Source organism: Ruegeria sp. CDSC054 (assembly GCF_059610645.1).
Window position 1 is genome coordinate 276,258 of sequence record NZ_JBXWOA010000005.1, and the last position, 16,803, is coordinate 293,060.

Below are 16,803 nucleotides of genomic sequence, written 5' to 3' on the forward strand. Positions count from 1 at the left end.
GCGCGAAAGGTTCGGACGTGACTCTGTTTGTCATCGCCATCATTTTGACGGCTGCGTTGCTGCATGCGGTGTGGAACGCCATCGTCAAAACAGCCGCCGACCGAACGACCACTTTGGGCCTTGTCGCATTTGGGCATGTCATCCCTGCGACAGCGATGATCCTGCTGCTGCCTCTGCCCAGCGCTGAAAGCTTTCCATACATCCTGATCTCGACCGTCGTGCATTTTGGGTACTACTACATGCTCGGCAAAGCCTATCAGCATGGGGATCTGAGCGTCGTCTACCCGATCGCCCGTGGTATCGTGCCTGCGTTGGTCTCGCTCTGGGCGATGATACTGGTGGGCGAGGTTCTGCCGCTACAGGCATGGGGCGGGATTGCGCTGATCGCGCTTGGTATTCAGCTCAGCAGTTGGACGGCCTTGCGGTCCGGCGTCGGGCGCTGGGCGCTGTGGTTTGCACTGGGTACGGGGTTTTGCATCTCAATCTATTCGGTGGTGGACGGCATCGGCGTGCGGTTGTCGGGCAATACGCTTAGCTACTGGGCCTGGGGCGCGTTCCTGCACCTGTTCATTGCCGGGTTTGTTGGCATCAAAAAGCGGGATACGTTGGCACAGCTTCCGACCAAGGTCTGGATGATCGGAATCCTGGGCGGGCTGGTGTCGATGACGGCCTATGGTCTGGTGCTTTACGCCAAGAATTTCGCGCCACTGGGTGCGGTTTCAGCACTGCGCGAGACTTCGGTGATCTTCGCTGCGTTGATCGGGTTTATCTTCCTGCATGAGGGCAACTGGATGCGTCGCCTTGGTGCGGCCTTACTGATGGCCGTTGGCGTAGCCCTGATCGGTATGTCGGTCTGATCCCGGCGGCCTTGCCGCGCGCGCCTGTCGTCTCGCATAGTGGGGGCAAGTGACGAGAGGGCGTTTTGATGACCAAAGAGATTGTTCTGATCCACGGGGCCTTTGCCGGACCTTGGTGCATGGCGGACTACGCGGGTTTCTTCCGCGCGCGCGGCTGGACGGTGCACACCCCTGCACTGCGCTTTCATGGCGGGGACCCCAAGGCCGAACCTGACCCCGGGCTTACGGATACCAGTGTCGCGGATTATACCAATGATATTGCCGAGTTCGTACAGGGCTTGGACAGCAAGCCTGTCATCCTCGGCCATGCCATCGCGGGCGTGGTGGCGCAGCAGGTGGCCGAGCGTGGGTTGGCCAGTGCCATTGTCTTGATCAACCCGAACGCGCCGTGGGGCACCTTGCCCGAAACCGACGATGAGCGCGCCATCCCGCGCGCGCTGATGGAGGGCGGGGCGTTCTGGAAACAGCCCATGCATGTCGAGTTCGACCTGATGGCCCCTTTTGCGCTGAACAAGATGCCCGAGGCGCAGCAGCGTGAAGTGTTCGACCAGCTGGGTGCAGAAAGCGGGCGGGTGATGTTCGAGATGTTCTTTTGGATGTTCGACGATCACCACGCGATGAAGGTCGATATCGACAAGGTCGATTGCCCGGTGCTGATCGTCTCGGGAACCGAGGACCGCGCCGTCAACCCCGACACCTGCCGTGCTCTGGCCAATCTGTACGGGGATCGCGCGACGTTTATGCCAGTGGAAAACCACGCGCATTTCCTGTTCATGGAACCCGGCTGGGAACACCCCGCCGGCCAGATCGCGGACTGGCTGGAGGGGAAGGTGGGCTAGAAGGCCCGACCTTTCAATTCAGCGATTGATCTGAATACCGCTCTCTGGTTTCCACTTCATGACGCCGTCGCCGCCTTTGATACAACGCAGAAGGTGTTCTTCGCGCGCACTGGACGTTTCGGTCACGGTGTTGTTGCCAGAGATCACAACATAGGCGTCCACCGAATAAGCGAGGCCGTTGTAATAGCAGAACCGTAACTCTGCCCCGACCGGAATAGGTGATGCGCCGATCAGCGACTGCTGCGCGCCTGCCTGACTGGCCAGCAAAGCACAGGCCAGCCCGAGGGTTAGTGATTTCATGTCGTCCTCCCGTTCGAAAATTTGTTCGTTCAAATTGGGTCTTGGACGCTCGGATCCTCAGAATTTGTTCTTGGATGACAATTGCGCGCAAGTGTGAACGGGATCAACGGGTTAGGCAAGGGGGGTGATTAGGGTGCATATGTGGGGGCGCCTCGCGTTATCCATCCAATACTTGATGCGAGGCATCAACAATGCGTCCGACCTGCGCTCAAGGGCGGGCGCGTTCCGAACCGACCTAAGGGCCGGGCACGAGGGTTGTATGGGGCTAGAATGGGCAAAATGGCCTAACTTGTTAGAGCATGGTCAAAAAAACGTCTTAGACGGCTTAACGGCAGAAAATGAAACTGATCCTTGGAAGCCTCGGTAACGATACCCGCCATGAAAACCTTTAAATGTAAGTCAGACAAATGCACACCAAAAACAGGGCTTCCGCTCATTCCCTTAGGTTCGTACTCAAGTGAGTTTATTGGTTTGAAGCTGAGCCTATCACCGATACATGGCAGAGTCTCTGTGCCAATGACCTCATTTGGACCGATAGAAAACTGGAAGCTGCCGTAGTCAATCTCGTTGCGGCAACCAGGGTAGCCAATTGCGAATACTGCAATGGCCGACCTAGTACTCGCAAATGACAGATCGTATTCTGCATCGTACCAACCATTCCGAGATAGGTTACCCTTCAATACCGGATCGGTGAATTCGCAAAGCACACAGTCGATGCAGTCGGCGCTTTCATTTGATTGAATAGGAAACACGGCTTTTTGCGCCGTTACCATTGTATTTGTCACGTAATTGAAAAGACTAATTTGCTCCAAGTCGAACTGACCTTTCTTGACTTGATGCAAAGACAATAGGGCGAAATATCTATCGCCAATTTTCACTTTGGCCATGCTGCCGCCAAGGCCCATGTTGTATTCGCCACAATCATCTGCAGCAAATACAGCTGGTTCCGAGTAGGATTTCAAATGCTCGCTTAGGCTGTTTGCAGGAATAAAAAGTCCATTGATGTCAGCGCTTGTAGCAATCCTTGAACCGAGGATTGTCTTCAGCGAACTCAAACATCCAACTCCTCCACAAACCGCGCGTTTTCCTGAATGTATTGGAACCGCAGTTCGGGTTTTTTGCCCATCAGGCGCTCGACCAGATCGCCGGTTTCGCCGGGTTCATCCTCGTCGATGGTGACCCGGATCAATTTCCGGGACGCGGGGTCCATCGTGGTCTCTTTCAGGTCCTTGGCGTCCATCTCACCCAGACCTTTGAAGCGGGAAACGTCGATCTTGCCCTTGCCGCCCAGACCTTTCTCAAGCCACTCATCCCGCTCGGCCTCGTCCAGACAGTAGACGCGTTTAGCGCCTTGGGTCAGGCGATACAGGGGCGGACAGGCCAGATACAGGTGGCCCGTGTCGATCATCGGCCGCATCTGGGTAAAGAAGAACGTCATCAGCAGCGCCGCGATATGCGCGCCGTCCACATCCGCGTCGGTCATGATGATGATCTTGTCATAGCGCAGGTCATCGACGTTGAACTTGGTGCCAAGACCGACACCCAGCGCTTGCGTCAGGTCGTTGATCTCGGCATTGGTGCCCAGTTTCGAACTGGCCGCGCCCAGCACGTTCAGGATCTTGCCGCGCAAGGGCAGCAGGGCCTGCGTTTTGCGGTTTCGGCCCATTTTTGCAGAACCGCCCGCAGAATCTCCTTCGACGATGAATAATTCTGTTCCGTCGCGTGTTGAACTAGAACAGTCCACCAACTTGCCGGGAAGACGAAGTTTTTTAGTGGCGGACTTACGTTGTGTTTCTTTCTCGGCGCGTCGGCGCAGACGTTCTTCGGACCTCAGAATGAGGAAATCGAGAATAGCTCCGGCGGATTTCGTGTCCGCGGCCAGCCAGTTATCGAAATGGTCGCGGACCGAATTCTCTACCAACCGTTGCGCCTCGACCGTCGCAAGGCGGTCTTTGGTCTGGCCCACGAATTCCGGCTCGCTGATAAAGCAGGACACCAGCGCGCAGCCACCAGTGATCAGGTCGTCGCGGGTAATCTGCGCGGCCTTCTTGTTGTTGATCAGTTCGCCATAAGCCTTGATCCCTTTCAGGACTGCAGCCCAGAACCCGGCGACATGAGTGCCGCCTTCGGGGGTGGGGACAGTGTTACAGTAGGACTGGATGAACCCGTCACGCGAGGGCGTCCAGTTGATCGCCCATTCGACCTTGCCTGCTGCACCGAATTTTTCCCGAAAGTCCACAGTGCCGGCAAAAGGCTGCTCGGCATAGGTGGACGAGCCGTTCATCGTTTCCCTCAGGTAGTCCGATAGACCGCCGGGAAAGTGGAAGCTGGCCTCGGTCAGCGTTTCGCCATCGTCGATATGGGATTTCCAGCGAATTTCGACGCCCGAGAACAGGTAGGCTTTGGAGCGGATGGATTTGAACAACCGTGCGGGTTTGAACTTGTGATGGCCGAAGATTTCTTCGTCCGCGTGGAATGTCACGGTGGTGCCACGTCGATTGGGGGCCGCGCCGACTTTTTCGACGGCGCCCAGAGGGACCCCGCGCGAGAACCGCTGTTCGAACAGAGTCTTGTCACGCGCCACCTGAACGACCATCGAATCCGACAGCGCGTTGACAACCGACGCACCCACACCGTGCAGACCGCCCGAGGTCTGATAGGCCTTGCCCGAGAACTTACCACCCGCGTGCAGGGTGCACAGAATGACCTCTAGCGCCGACTTGTCGGGGAATTTCGGATGCGGATCGATCGGAATGCCGCGCCCGTTGTCGCGCACCGTCAGAGCGTAATCGGCGTGCAGCTCGACCTCAATCCGGTTGGCGTGACCCGCAACCGCTTCGTCCATCGAGTTGTCGAGGATTTCGGCCACCATATGGTGCAGCGCACGCTCATCCGTGCCGCCGATATACATACCGGGGCGTTTGCGAACCGGTTCCAGCCCTTCAAGCACCTCGATCGAGGAGGCGTCATAGGTATTGGTCGCTTCTGGCGTCAACAGATCGTCGGGCATGGGTGCTGCTCTTGTTTTTGGGTTTGGTCCCATTATGGCAGGGGATGTGGTCCGGGGGAAGGGGCGCGCGAAGTGTTGTGTGCGGTTTGTCGGCTATGATGCGCCCCGATTGGGAGCTGAGGTTGAAACGCTACATGTTTGACTAGGCTGGAACCACGGTCACAACGCCAGCCAGAGAGCCCCATTCCGATAGCCACCCTGCACAAGCTCTTTGGCCTGCAGCACATCCGGATAATCGTCAACCCAGTCGCGAAAACGGTCATTTGTGACAATGGTAGCACTTAGGTCGCGGGCGACCTGTAGAACAAGCGGGTCGGCTGGCGTTCCCTTGGGTGCGACCATAACACGGTCAACGCGCAACCCAAGCAGAGAGGCAAGGGCTTTGTCATTCATGTAGCGATCCGAGATTTTGTAGCCGACATTTGCATCGAACACGACGCCGGGCGTCAGGCCGGAGGCGGTCAAAGCATCGACAACTTCTCGCACGGTGGCAATATCCGGAATGCCCTCTCGCCAGTGCAAAATATTTGATCCATCAACCACGGCCCAGTTCTCCGGCGCTTTCGATCTGCGCAACCATTTTCCAAGCAGCAATATCGCGCTTGCAACGGTGCAAAGCCCTGCGACCATTGCCCAATCAGAAAGAGCAGGGTGGAACAGTGCCGCAAACAGGCCGCAGATTGACAGGACAAACAAGAACAGAGGAAGGCGCATCGCTGAAAATTCAAAATAGTGAAACGGGGGGTCGGCAGTTCTTTATCAGGTGGCGGTGGAGAATGCCCAGAGTGATCTCATTGCAGTCGGGTGAAATGTTCCAGGTAGACGCGTCGGCCAAGGCCTCGCATTGTTTCTACATTCTGTTTAGGTTTGGCTGCAAAAGCAAATAGATACGGGAGGCAAAGAGATGAGCTGGATCAGAACCATCCCTTTTGATGAAGCAACAGGAAAACTTAGGAAACTGTACGATCGCGTTACTGGCCCCGGCAACAATGTCGACAACATCATGATGGTGCATTCCTTGCGGCCACATTCGATGGAAGGTCACATGGCCATGTACAAGAACGTGCTGCACCATTCGGCCAACACGATCCCGAAGTGGTTTCTTGAGGTGCTGGGCGTGTGGGTAAGCGCGCTGAACAAATGCAGCTATTGTGTCGAGCACCATTACAGCGGTTTGCAGCGTTTGTTGGGTGATCCGGAGCGTAGCCAGGCAATTCGCGTGGCGATTGAGGCTGGCACACCAGAGGAGGCCCCGTTGGATGCGGCTCAGATTGAGGCCATGTGTTACGCGCGCAAACTGACCGAGGCCCCGGCGGAGTTGAAACAGCAAGACGTGGAAGCCCTGCGTAAGGCCGGCTGGGACGACGGTGAAATCCTCGAAATCAATCAGGTCTGCGCGTATTTCTCTTATGCGAACCGGACCGTTTTGGGGCTGGGGTGTTCAACGGATGGCGACATATTGGGCCTGTCGCCCAACAACTCGGATGACCCGGCGGATTGGGGGCACCGGTAAACGGATTTAGCGCGCGATCCAGCCCATGATTGCGTGCGCTACCGCTTCGGGCTGTTGATGGTGCAGCCAGTGATCAGCGTTCGGAATGTCGATGCGCGTCAGGTCCGGCGCGTAGTCTTCCAGCCCCTCAGTCGACTCTGGCAGCAACGCCTTGTCTTCACGCCCCCACAGCAACAGGTGGGGGCAGCGAACCATCAACCGGTCCTTCGGCAGCTCTGGCAGATCCGTGCGCCGTGCGCCGGGTTTCGCAACCACCAGCGGTGACGCGCGGTACCAGTTCAACATGGCCTCCAGCCGCCCGGGCCGCGCCCATTCTGTACGATAGGCCTGCATTTGCTGGTCCGTCAGCCAGTCTGTTCCCATCCCGAAACGAAAAAACTGTTCAAGCTTGGCAAAATTGTCCGCCGACAAACGCTCCTCTGCGTCTGGTGCGCGCAGTGCATTGATGTATTGCGAAGCCTCGGATTGCGCCCCTCCTGCGGCCATGGCCCGTTGGAAGGGCACTGGGTGCACGCCGTTGGCGATGATCAATCGGTCCACCAGATCCGGGCGGAACATGGCCAAACCATAGGCCACAGACGCTCCCCAATCGTGGCCAAGAACACAAACCGGACGGGCGAGCCCCTCGATCAGCGTCACCATGTCCGAGACCAGTCGCGACAGGGCATAATGGCCGACGCCCTCTGGCGCCCAGCTTTTCCCGTAACCGCGTTGATCGGGGGCGATGCAATAGAAGTGGGAAGACAGATGCGGGGCCAGGTCCTGCCACGCGCCGCTATATTCGGGAAACCCGTGAAGCATCAACAAGGGCGGAAGGTCGGGGTCCCCCCAGCTGCGCAGAAGGAACCTCTGGCCGTTAAGATCAATGAACTTGTTTTCCATAGCCGAAGCCCTGTGTTGTACCTGAAGCACACGCCCAGAAAGATGTAAAAGTTTGACACCAATCAAAGCGTGTTTTTCACCCGACTGCTAGGCGTTTTCCCGGACAGTGAGACAAGGAGAACCTGAATGGAAGTAGTGACGCAGATCGAGAATGTGCAAGACCCTGCCAACCTGTCGGCGATAGCCAAAACCTCACCGGCTGAGCCTAGCCCCGAGAGAATTCGTCAGGCCTTTGAAAGCGGCAAATATCCTTATGACCGCAAGATGGCGCGCAAAGCGTATGAGGCGGAAAAGGCGAAGCTGCAGGCAGAATTGCTGAAGGTGCAGCTGTGGGCGCAGGAAACCGGGCAGCGATTTGTCCTGCTGTTCGAGGGCAGGGACGCCGCAGGCAAAGGTGGAACGATCAAACGCTTTATGGAGCACCTGAACCCACGCCAAGCGCGTGTCGTTGCGCTGAATAAACCCACCTGGGAAGAGAAAGGGCAGTGGTACTATCAGCGTTATGTTCAGGAATTGCCCACTGTGGGTGAAATGGTTTTCTACGACCGATCCTGGTACAACCGCGCCGGGGTTGAACGGGTGATGGGTTTCTGTTCGCCCAACGAATATCTCGAGTTCATGCGTCAAACGCCCGAGCTGGAGCGGATGCTGGTGCGCTCGGGCATCCAACTTTACAAATACTGGTTCTCGGTCACGCAAACCGAACAGCAACGCCGGTTCAAAAGCCGCGAAACCGATCCTCTGAAACAGTGGAAACTGTCACCGATCGACAAAGCGAGCCTTGATAAATGGGACGATTATACCGAGGCCAAAGAGGCGATGTTCTTCTATACCGATACCGCCGACGCCCCGTGGACCATCGTGAAATCGAACGACAAAAAGCGCGCGCGCCTGAACTGCATGCGCCACTTTCTGTCCACGCTGGAGTATCCGGACAAGAACCATGAAATCGTCGACAGCCCTGATCCTTTGATCGTCGGGCAGGCACATCACGTGATCCAGCATTCGGAACATATTCTGGGCAATTCACTGCATCCTGAAACGGTGTGACAATAGTCCTCTTAGGTAACATTTGAACCTGCGGGTGTAGTCTCAAGGTGAAATTTCGTCGTTCGCCTCTTGTCCCGGCCTCGGGCCGGGCATAAGGCTGTTCGGATGAGTAAGGTGATGACATATGGTGGCCACTTCCGGGCCATTTCTGTACTGGGCCTGCCGCTGATCGGCGGGCACCTGGCCCAATTTGCTATTGGGTTGACGGATACGGTCATGCTGGGTTGGTACGGTGTCGAGGCGCTGGCCGCCGTGACCTTGGCCAGCAGCTATTTCTTTGTGTTGTTCCTGTTTGGGGCCGGATTCGGTTTGGCCGTCATGCCGATGGTGGCGACAGCAGCGGCTGAAGAAGACGAAACAAGTATTCGCCGTACAACGCGCATGGGGTTGTGGTTGTCGCTTATCTATGCGGCCGTCATGATGCCAATGCTCTGGTGGTCGTACCCTATTTTCCTTGCGTTGAAGCAGGACCCGCAAGTCGCTGAAACCGCGTCCCAGTACCTCAGGGTTGCTGGGTGGGGCCTAATTCCGGCGCTTTTGGTGATGGTGCTGAAATCCTATCTGGCCGCGTTGGAGCGGACCCAGATCGTTTTGTGGATCACCGTGGCCGCGGCAGTGGTCAATGCGATCACCAACTATGCCCTGATCTTCGGCAATTGGGGTGCCCCTGAACTGGGCGTGATGGGTGCCGCCATCGCGTCGGTTGTCACTCAGATCGTATCGTTGGTTTGCGTGGTGATATACGCCATGCGCGTTTTGCCCGAACATAGCCTGTTCCAACGGTTCTGGCGCCCGGATTGGGAGATGTTTCTGAGCGTTCTCCGCCTTGGCGTCCCGATTGGCCTGACAACCCTGTCCGAGGTCAGCCTGTTCGCAATGTCAGCGATCATGATGGGCTGGCTGGGTCAGGTTCCGCTGGCGGCACATGGCATTGCACTTAATTTGGCATCCGCGACGTTCATGGTGCATCTGGGGTTGTCAAACGCTGCGACGATCCGGGCAGGGAATGCGTTGGGCCGGAAAGATAGGCCACATCTGGAACGCGGCGCGATTGCGGTGACGGGGATGTCTTTGGTGATCTCGGTCGTGACTGTTATCCTGTTCCTTGCCTATGCCGAGCCTTTGATTTCCCTGTTCATGGAACCGGATGACCCGCAGCGTCCGGAAATTATGATGATCGGTACAGGTCTGCTGGCCATGGCGGCTTTGTTCCAATTGGTGGACGGCGCACAGGTCATTGCGTTGGGGCTGCTGCGCGGCTTGCAGGACGCAAAGGTCCCGATGGTCATGGCCGCACTCAGCTATTGGGGCGTGGGGATCACGTCGTCGTATTACTTCGGCTTCGTCTTGGGCATGGATGGAATCGGAGTCTGGCTGGGCCTTGTTCTGGGCCTGGCCTGCGCAGCGGTTATGCTGATGGCGCGGTTCTGGATGCGGTCCGTCCGCGAGGTCGGTGTGCCCGCCGAGTAAGATTCGGCGGGTCAGTCTTTGCTGAAGCGGTCTGCCTTTTTTCGCACCAGGACAGAACGTAGATCATGCATGGCCAGCAGCAACCGGTCGGTAACGTCTTCCAGCTGCTCTGGTGTTGCCTTGGATTGCGCCCATTGCGTGGTGAGGTTCAGATAATCGACAGCCCGATGAATGTCGTCGATATCGCGCTGGGCAAGCAACGTTTTTCGCGCCTCCATCCAACGGGCAATCTCGGCCTTGTCGGCGTCGGACAACGTGCGTTGGCCTTGCGGTTTCACCTCGCCATTGCGGATGTTGATGACCGCGATCTGATCCATCTCGATCCGGCGCTGGCGGTTTTCAGTGTCGATCCTGAAAACCGCCGCACCATTCTCGCGAACGCGGAAATAATATTCGGGCAGTTCCGACGTCATTTGCACTTACTCAAGTCAACGACGCGCAAAAGCGCTGGATGCGGGTGCAAGCTTCGGTCAGCGCCTCGTCGGAGGTCGCATAGCTGACCCGAAAGTTTGGCGACAGGCCAAAGGCCGCACCGAACACGACGGCCACGTCCACCTCTTCCAGCAATGCGGTGGCAAAAGCCTCATCCGAGTCGATCACAGTGCCTGCGGGGGTGGTTTTGCCAATTAGCCCGGCAATGGATGGATAGACGTAGAACGCCCCCTCGGGCGTCGGGCAACTGATGCCGTCGATATCGTTCAACATGCGCACAACAAGATCACGGCGGCGTTTGAACGTTTCGTTGTTAGGGGCCAGAAAGGACTGCGTGCCGCTCAGTGCCTCCACCGCCGCCCATTGGCTGACCGAGCAGGGGTTCGAGGTCGATTGCGATTGAATCTTGCGCATTGCGGCGATGATTTCGACCGGTCCTGCTGCGTAGCCAATGCGCCAACCGGTCATGGCATAAGCTTTGGAGACGCCATTGCAGGTCAGCGTCCGGTCATACAGGCGGGGCTCGACTTCGGCCGGGGTGCAGAATTCGAACCCGTCATAGGCCAGATGTTCATACATGTCGTCGGACATGACCCAGACATGCGGATGACGCAACAGAACATCGGTCAGTTCTTTCAGCTCTTCACGGCTATAGCCTGCACCGGTGGGGTTCGACGGTGAGTTGAAGATAAGCCACTTGGTCTTTGGCGTGATCGCAGCCTCAAGCTGATCTGCAGTCAGTTTGAAGTTGGTCTGGATCGAAGTTTCCGCGATTACCGGAGTGCCTCCGGCCAAAAGCACCATGTCGGGATAGCTAACCCAATAGGGTGCAGGGATCACAACCTCATCGCCCTCGTTCATCGTGGCCATCAGGGCATTGTACAAAGTTTGCTTGCCGCCGGTGCCAACCGAAATCTGGGCAGGCGTGTAATCCAGGCCGTGGTCACGCTTCATCTTGGCGCAGGCGGCTTGCTTTAATTCTGGGATGCCGTCAGGCGCTGTGTATTTGGTCTTACCGGCTGCGATGGCCGCTACTGCCGCGTCCTTGATATTCTGCGGAGTGTCGAAATCGGGCTCGCCCGCGCTTAGGCCGATGACATCGCGCCCGGCAGCTTTCAATTCGGCCGCTTTAGCGGTTATCGCAATGGTGGGCGATGGCTTCACGCGTGACAGTGTCGCAGAAAGGAAACTCATGGTCGGCCTCGATTTGTATGTTCAGCTTGACTGTCATAGGGTGCGCCGGAATGACGATCAAGCGATATGAATTATGGAATTGGAGAGCCCGATGAACGACGAGAATGACTGGTACGGACCGGACTCTGCGACATTCGGGGACAGGCTGGCAGGGGCACGCGAAGCGGCTGGTATGACCCAGGCCCAGATGGCCCGCAGGCTTGGCGTGAAAAAGACAACAATTGCAGCTTGGGAAAACGATCTGTCCGAACCGCGGGCGAACCGTCTTTCCATGATGGCAGGCATGGTCAACGTGTCGATCATGTGGTTGCTGACCGGTGAAGGCGAAGGCATGGATGCCCCCGTCGAAGCGGAAGAGGGCGCACCCGAGCTTGCGGATGTCGTGGCTGAGCTGCGTTCCATTCGCGGCGAGATGCGCGCCAGTGCCGAGCGGGCAGCGAAACTGGAAAAACGGCTGCGTCTGATGCTGGAGCAAGGTCGGTGAACGAACCTCGGGACGTTAGAATTAAGCGGCTGAAGATGCGATCCATGCGACGTGGGATCAAGGAAATGGATCTGATCCTGTCGGCCTATGCTGACCGAAACCTGACGGCCATGGAGCCGTCGGATCTGGATAACTATGATGCGTTGCTGCACGAAAACGACCAGGATCTTTATCAGTGGGTCACAGGGCAGGTGCAGCCGCCCGAAACCTATTCCGAATTGATATCGGACATCGCTCAGACCTTTCAAAAATAAAAGAAAACCCGGCTTAACCGATTTTTCGGGATTTCCATTCATCCTGCCTGAAACAGCGCGACTGAATCGGAGGATCGGATGAGTATGGAAATGCAGGTCTCCGCGCCGGGAACCAAAGGGTTCATGACCAGCTATCTTGAGGCACTTGCCTTGGTGGAACGGCTGCACCGGTTGCTATTGGACGTCATCAAGGACGAGTTTGAGCGTGTTGGCGTATTGGAGATCAACGCCGTGCAGGCCTTGCTTTTGTTCAATATCGGCGACCATGAAGTCACCGCGGGTGAACTGAAAAGTCGCGGGTATTATCAGGGCAGCAACGTCAGCTACAACCTGAAGAAACTGGTCGAAATGGGGTACATGCACCATCAAAGATGCGAGATCGACCGCCGATCCGTAAGGGTTCGATTGACCCCACGCGGTCGTGAGATACGCGATGTCGTATCTGAGCTGTTTTCGCGCCACGCTGAGGGGCTGCAAAATCGCGGCGTGTTGGGGCTGGAAGGCATCGATGATATCACCACATCCCTGCGGCGGGTCGAGCGGTATTGGACGGACCAAATCCGGTACATCTATTGATCAGGGGCGCAGGGTATCTGTGGCATCGGACAGGGTGAGCCCATCTAGCTCGCGTATCAGTTTTCGGGTCATTGCGTCCTCATAGGCCTCAAAGCCCAAAGCGACTTCGACGAATGCTCCGGGCCCCAGTATAACCCATGTGTTGTAATAGGCGGAAAGCTCACCGACCTGGACATAGCGTTTGTCGCCATGACTGGGATCGTCGGCTCCGATCACCAGCCCATTGATCGTGATGCCGGTGTTTTCCAGTTCGGCTTTCACGCTGCGTGGATGAGGGCCCAGATTGTGCTTGCCGTCCCCTGACAGATCCAATGTGCGTTTCCAGCAATTCGGTTGCTGCGACAGTAGATTGGCTCCGAACCGCATTGCTGACCCAACAGCCGTGCCCTGTGGTGCGTTACCCCGCGCGACGGTCTTCAATTGGTCGCTGATCAGTGCAAGATCTTGTGCCGTGCGGATCTCAGTCCAGTTTACCAACATGCGTTGATGGCGGGTCTCGCTCCATTCGTAGATAGCCAATCGCACAGGCGCGCCGATGTCGGACAGTATCAGTTGAACAACTTCAGGGCGTTGCAAGGCTGCCGCCAGACCTCCGGTTTGCATCCTATACTCGGTGCTGTCGACCGAACCGGACACGTCCAGCCCCAACGCCAGTGCTTGCCTGCATTCCGACGCGGCGGCGCTGGCGAACATGGCAAATATCGCGGCCAGGAGGCGGATCATTGATGTGCACCCTCCTTCAACGCACCGATCTGCAATCCTTTCAGCTCACGTTCCAGCTTGCGACGCATCGCGCGTTCAAAATCCTCGAATCCTTGTGCGATTTCAAGAAACGCGCCAGGACCATGCAGAACGTTGTTTTCGAAAAACGGGATGAGGAACAGCTCTCCTTCAAAATCAGCAGCGTTGATCACCAGTCCGTTGACCACGACGTTTTGAAAAGGAAAGTGCCGGTATGCCGAGTCCGGCCCATAGCCGTCATTGTTTGAGCCATCGCCGGACAAATCGATGGTGTTAAAAAGGCAGGGTGGCGCTTGCTGCATCAAAGTCGCGCCAAACGCCAAGGCATAACCCATTGCCGTGGCCGAGGCGCTGTCCGAGCGAACCGATTGCTGCACCGTTGAGGCGGCAACCAGCAGGTCGGCTTCGGTGTTGATCATGGTCCAGTTCAGAATAACGCGTTGGGTGGTGCGGCCGCTCCACTCATACACGGCCAGCGCGACCGGCGCGGGCGACGAAAAAAATGCCTCGACCACTTCTGGTGCGATCAATGCAGCCGCAAGACCCTTCCGTTGCAAAACGTCTTCGTTCTCGTCCACGGAAGTCGAGATATCCATAGCGAGCGCCAGTGCAAGCCGGCAGGTCTCGGCCCGAACGGGGCTGGCCAGAACGGCCAGACCCAGCGCTATCAGCCAGCGGATCACCAGCTGCCGGTGCTTTCCATGCTGGCCCAGGGCTCGGCTGGTTCCAGCGCTTTGCCGTTTTGGAGCAGTTCGACCGAGATATTATCCGGAGACCGCACAAAAGCCATGCGACCATCGCGCGGCGGGCGGTTGATAACGACGCCGTTGTCTTGCAGATGCTGACAAACTTCGTAGATGTTATCGACGCCGTAGGCTAAGTGCCCGAAATGGCGGCTGTCGCTGGGCAGGTTATCGTCGCCGTCCCAGTTATGCGTCAGTTCGATTGGCCGGTCCTCTTGCCCTGGCGGCGCCATGAAGATCAGCGAAAACCGGCCCTGTTCGCTGTCATACCGGCGGGTTTCCTTCAGGCCCAGCAGTTCGTAGAACGCCATCGACTTCTCCAGATCCTTCACGCGAACCATGGTGTGAAGATATGTCAGCCCCATTGTGGCTTCCTTTCTATTCAGGTGATGCGCTGCAGCTTAGCGCGCGGACCAAGCGTGTCGAGGGGCAGGGCGGACACAATTTGGAAATTGCGACGCTTGGTGCACATGTCGCGGTTCCGGTCTGGGAATTGCCGAGATATAGTGGTGGGCGACTCATTGCTGGAAAGGAACTTTCATGCCGCTGTCCTCTGACCAACTGGCCGAGATCGAAGCGCAACGGGCGCAATCGCATCCAACACGCCGCGTTGTGGCTGAGGGGATGGAAGACCACCTCTATACCGCGCATCAGGTGCTGGACCACGGCTTTGTACGCGTGATTGATTACATGGGGGATGACGCAGCGATTTGTCAGGCGGCACGTGTATCTTATGGCAAGGGCACCAAATCGGTGCAGAATGACGAGGGCCTGATCCGCTATCTGATGCGGCACTGGCACTCGACCCCGTTTGAGATGTGCGAGATCAAGTTGCATGTCAAACTGCCGGTCTTTGTCGCGCGACAGTGGATTCGCCACCGGACCGCAAATGTGAATGAGTATTCTGCGCGGTATTCGATTCTGGACCGAGAGTTCTATATCCCTGCGCCGGACCATGTGGCCGCACAATCCGAAGTGAACAATCAGGGCCGCGGCGACGCCCTGCAAGGCGAAGAGGCAGCCCGCGTTCTGGAAATGCTCAAGGCCGACAGCGCGCGGTGCTATGACAATTACGAAGCCATGATCAACCAGGATGGTCAGCAGGGGCTGGCGCGAGAATTGGCGCGCATGAACCTGCCTGCGAATATCTACACGCAGTGGTACTGGAAGGTGGATCTGCACAACCTGTTCCATTTCCTGCGCTTGCGGGCCGATCCACATGCTCAGTACGAAATCCGCGTTTACGCCGACATGATGTGCAAGATCGTCGCCGACTGGGTGCCCTTCGCGTATAGAGCGTTCGAAGATTACCGTTTGGGCGCGGTCAACCTTTCGGCGCAGATGGTTGATAGCCTGCGGCGCATGTTGGCCGGCGAAGCCGTGACGCAGGAAAACTCGGGCATGACAACACGGGAATGGCGCGAGTTCGAGGCAGTCATTCGCGAGGGTTAAAACCGACAAGACTCTTTCTTCTGATGTCATGATGCCATTTCGAGCGGCTCATGACATCAGTCATCAGTGTTATGTGTGAACGCTCGGAAATCGTGGTGTTCGGCGAAAACTAAAACACTCATGCCGATTCCAAACCGGCGCGAGGGTAAGGTTTCAAACCCTTGAGAATGGACAACGGCCGGAAATTGGCCGTTGGCCTGCTTTTAGTACCCGCAGATGACGGGGTGTTTTATAACGGCTTCAAATCAGAGGCCATTTGTCGGCCGTCGCGTCCGTCTTCCAACTCATACGAGACTTTCTGATTGTCAGCGAGTCCGGTCAGACCGGACCGTTCTACGGCCGAGATATGAACAAAAACGTCCTTGCCACCTTCGTCAGGGGCAATAAACCCATAGCCTTTCGTGGTATTAAACCATTTCACGGTGCCAGTTGGCATTTCCCGTGTCTCCTTCTACTTACACGTTGTCCCACAAATTGGTGGGGGCAGTGGTTGACGTAACCACAACACATCACCGCTTCGCCCACACGACGCGGCCCGAATTGTGTGTTTCGTCTTTTTCAACATTGCACGGTGAAGTAAAAAATCAAGAATTACTGGAAGCAGCAGGCAAAAATGCCCAAAATTCATACTAGTACAGGAACGGTCCCAAAATGCGTCTATATGGCCTGAAAAATTGCGATACGTGCCGTAAGGCATTAAAAGAAATAGAAAATATAGAATTTGTAGACGTTCGGACGCAAGGTGTTCCCGATTCTGTCCTGACAGAGGCGTTTGATACGTTCGGCGAAGCTTTGCTCAATACCCGGTCAACAACTTGGCGTGGATTGGACGCGGAACAACGCACGCGACCACCTTTGGAGCTGCTGAAGGAACACCCGACTTTGATGAAGCGCCCCTTGATCGAAAATGACGGTACGTTGTCGTTGGGCTGGACCGCAAAAACCAAGGCAAGTCTTGGCGTTACCTGATTGGGCGCTTATGTGTCTGACGTAATTATGAGGGTTT

21 protein-coding genes are annotated in these 16,803 nt (G+C 56.7%); 10 read left to right on the forward strand and 11 right to left on the reverse strand.

Going from position 1 to position 16,803, the window contains the following annotated elements; translation table 11 throughout:
* Nucleotides 1-17: 17 nt before the first annotated feature.
* Together AC2FGC_RS12980 and AC2FGC_RS12985 are read left to right on the forward strand one after the other, a co-directional pair.
* Complete coding sequence (locus AC2FGC_RS12980) at nt 18-857, forward strand: EamA family transporter (protein WP_496723658.1); 840 nt, start codon at nt 18-20, stop codon at nt 855-857.
* A gap of 68 nt (nt 858-925) precedes the next feature.
* Nucleotides 926-1,696 (forward strand): alpha/beta hydrolase, encoded by a 771-nt coding sequence (locus tag AC2FGC_RS12985; RefSeq protein ID WP_496723656.1) that lies wholly within the window; start codon nt 926-928, stop codon nt 1,694-1,696.
* A gap of 18 nt (nt 1,697-1,714) precedes the next feature.
* Here AC2FGC_RS12985 and AC2FGC_RS12990 read toward each other — a convergent pair whose 3' ends face one another.
* The 4 genes from AC2FGC_RS12990 to AC2FGC_RS13005 form a co-directional block, all read right to left on the reverse strand.
* A complete protein-coding gene (locus AC2FGC_RS12990) occupies nt 1,715-1,996 on the reverse strand; it encodes a hypothetical protein (RefSeq protein WP_496723654.1) in 282 nt (93 codons plus the stop codon).
* A 284-nt stretch (nt 1,997-2,280) separates the two neighbouring features.
* A complete protein-coding gene (locus tag AC2FGC_RS12995) occupies nt 2,281-3,051 on the reverse strand; it encodes a hypothetical protein (protein WP_496723652.1) in 771 nt (256 codons plus the stop codon).
* The gene (gene parE / locus AC2FGC_RS13000; protein ID WP_496782553.1) at nt 3,048-5,006 is read right to left on the reverse strand and encodes a DNA topoisomerase IV subunit B; all 1,959 of its coding nucleotides are present in this window, start codon (nt 5,004-5,006) and stop codon (nt 3,048-3,050) included. The genes AC2FGC_RS12995 and parE overlap by 4 nt, the downstream gene beginning before the upstream one ends.
* Before the next feature lie 159 nt (nt 5,007-5,165).
* The gene (locus tag AC2FGC_RS13005; RefSeq protein WP_496782555.1) at nt 5,166-5,720 is read right to left on the reverse strand and encodes an NYN domain-containing protein; all 555 of its coding nucleotides are present in this window, start codon (nt 5,718-5,720) and stop codon (nt 5,166-5,168) included.
* Nucleotides 5,721-5,910: 190 nt separating this feature from the next.
* Here AC2FGC_RS13005 and AC2FGC_RS13010 point away from each other — a divergent pair, with 190 nt between their 5' ends.
* Complete coding sequence (locus AC2FGC_RS13010) at nt 5,911-6,519, forward strand: carboxymuconolactone decarboxylase family protein (protein ID WP_496782556.1); 609 nt, start codon at nt 5,911-5,913, stop codon at nt 6,517-6,519.
* Between the two features lie 6 nt (nt 6,520-6,525).
* Here the strand turns inward: AC2FGC_RS13010 and AC2FGC_RS13015 are convergent, their stop codons facing one another.
* Nucleotides 6,526-7,401 carry an alpha/beta fold hydrolase gene (locus tag AC2FGC_RS13015; protein ID WP_496782557.1) on the reverse strand — a complete coding sequence of 292 codons (876 nt, stop codon included), beginning with the start codon at nt 7,399-7,401 and terminating at the stop codon, nt 6,526-6,528.
* A gap of 126 nt (nt 7,402-7,527) precedes the next feature.
* Between AC2FGC_RS13015 and ppk2 the strand changes: the two genes are divergently transcribed.
* Both ppk2 and AC2FGC_RS13025 read left to right on the forward strand, forming a co-directional pair.
* On the forward strand, nt 7,528-8,451 hold the full coding sequence (gene ppk2 / locus AC2FGC_RS13020) for a polyphosphate kinase 2 (RefSeq protein ID WP_496782558.1): 924 nt from the start codon (nt 7,528-7,530) through the stop codon (nt 8,449-8,451).
* A 105-nt stretch (nt 8,452-8,556) separates the two neighbouring features.
* Entirely contained in the window at nt 8,557-9,921 is a 1,365-nt protein-coding gene (locus tag AC2FGC_RS13025) for an MATE family efflux transporter (protein WP_496723640.1), read from the forward strand.
* Between the two features lie 11 nt (nt 9,922-9,932).
* Here AC2FGC_RS13025 and AC2FGC_RS13030 read toward each other — a convergent pair whose 3' ends face one another.
* Together AC2FGC_RS13030 and AC2FGC_RS13035 are read right to left on the reverse strand one after the other, a co-directional pair.
* Nucleotides 9,933-10,334, reverse strand: coding sequence for a hypothetical protein (locus AC2FGC_RS13030; RefSeq protein WP_496723639.1), 402 nt, complete (start codon nt 10,332-10,334; stop codon nt 9,933-9,935).
* A 10-nt stretch (nt 10,335-10,344) separates the two neighbouring features.
* On the reverse strand, nt 10,345-11,547 hold the full coding sequence (locus AC2FGC_RS13035) for a pyridoxal phosphate-dependent aminotransferase (RefSeq protein ID WP_496723637.1): 1,203 nt from the start codon (nt 11,545-11,547) through the stop codon (nt 10,345-10,347).
* Nucleotides 11,548-11,638: 91 nt separating this feature from the next.
* On the opposite strand from AC2FGC_RS13035, the gene AC2FGC_RS13040 reads away from it, so the two are divergent.
* The 3 genes from AC2FGC_RS13040 to AC2FGC_RS13050 all read left to right on the forward strand — a co-directional run bounded on the left by AC2FGC_RS13040 (nt 11,639) and on the right by AC2FGC_RS13050 (nt 12,861).
* A complete protein-coding gene (locus tag AC2FGC_RS13040; protein ID WP_496766884.1) occupies nt 11,639-12,031 on the forward strand; it encodes a helix-turn-helix domain-containing protein in 393 nt (130 codons plus the stop codon).
* Nucleotides 12,032-12,075: 44 nt separating this feature from the next.
* On the forward strand, nt 12,076-12,285 hold the full coding sequence (locus tag AC2FGC_RS13045) for an FAD assembly factor SdhE (RefSeq protein WP_496777586.1): 210 nt from the start codon (nt 12,076-12,078) through the stop codon (nt 12,283-12,285).
* A gap of 78 nt (nt 12,286-12,363) precedes the next feature.
* Entirely contained in the window at nt 12,364-12,861 is a 498-nt protein-coding gene (locus AC2FGC_RS13050; protein ID WP_282169244.1) for a MarR family winged helix-turn-helix transcriptional regulator, read from the forward strand.
* Here the strand turns inward: AC2FGC_RS13050 and AC2FGC_RS13055 are convergent, their stop codons facing one another.
* Genes AC2FGC_RS13055 through AC2FGC_RS13065 form a run of 3 tightly spaced genes read right to left on the reverse strand, consistent with a single transcriptional unit; the run spans nt 12,862 to nt 14,710 of the window.
* The gene (locus tag AC2FGC_RS13055) at nt 12,862-13,584 is read right to left on the reverse strand and encodes a DUF1194 domain-containing protein (protein WP_496766886.1); all 723 of its coding nucleotides are present in this window, start codon (nt 13,582-13,584) and stop codon (nt 12,862-12,864) included.
* Nucleotides 13,581-14,285: a DUF1194 domain-containing protein gene (locus AC2FGC_RS13060; RefSeq protein WP_496777588.1), complete on the reverse strand. Its 705-nt coding sequence runs from the start codon at nt 14,283-14,285 to the stop codon at nt 13,581-13,583. Before AC2FGC_RS13060 ends, AC2FGC_RS13055 begins: the two co-directional genes overlap by 4 nt.
* A complete protein-coding gene (locus AC2FGC_RS13065; protein WP_496777590.1) occupies nt 14,282-14,710 on the reverse strand; it encodes a VOC family protein in 429 nt (142 codons plus the stop codon). Before AC2FGC_RS13065 ends, AC2FGC_RS13060 begins: the two co-directional genes overlap by 4 nt.
* 175 nt (nt 14,711-14,885) lie before the next feature.
* Here AC2FGC_RS13065 and thyX point away from each other — a divergent pair, with 175 nt between their 5' ends.
* Entirely contained in the window at nt 14,886-15,797 is a 912-nt protein-coding gene (gene thyX / locus AC2FGC_RS13070) for an FAD-dependent thymidylate synthase (protein ID WP_496723627.1), read from the forward strand.
* A gap of 229 nt (nt 15,798-16,026) precedes the next feature.
* Here the strand turns inward: thyX and AC2FGC_RS13075 are convergent, their stop codons facing one another.
* The gene (locus AC2FGC_RS13075) at nt 16,027-16,233 is read right to left on the reverse strand and encodes a cold-shock protein (RefSeq protein ID WP_010439113.1); all 207 of its coding nucleotides are present in this window, start codon (nt 16,231-16,233) and stop codon (nt 16,027-16,029) included.
* Nucleotides 16,234-16,448: 215 nt separating this feature from the next.
* On the opposite strand from AC2FGC_RS13075, the gene AC2FGC_RS13080 reads away from it, so the two are divergent.
* Entirely contained in the window at nt 16,449-16,766 is a 318-nt protein-coding gene (locus AC2FGC_RS13080; protein ID WP_496723625.1) for an ArsC/Spx/MgsR family protein, read from the forward strand.
* Nucleotides 16,767-16,803: the final 37 nt, after the last annotated feature.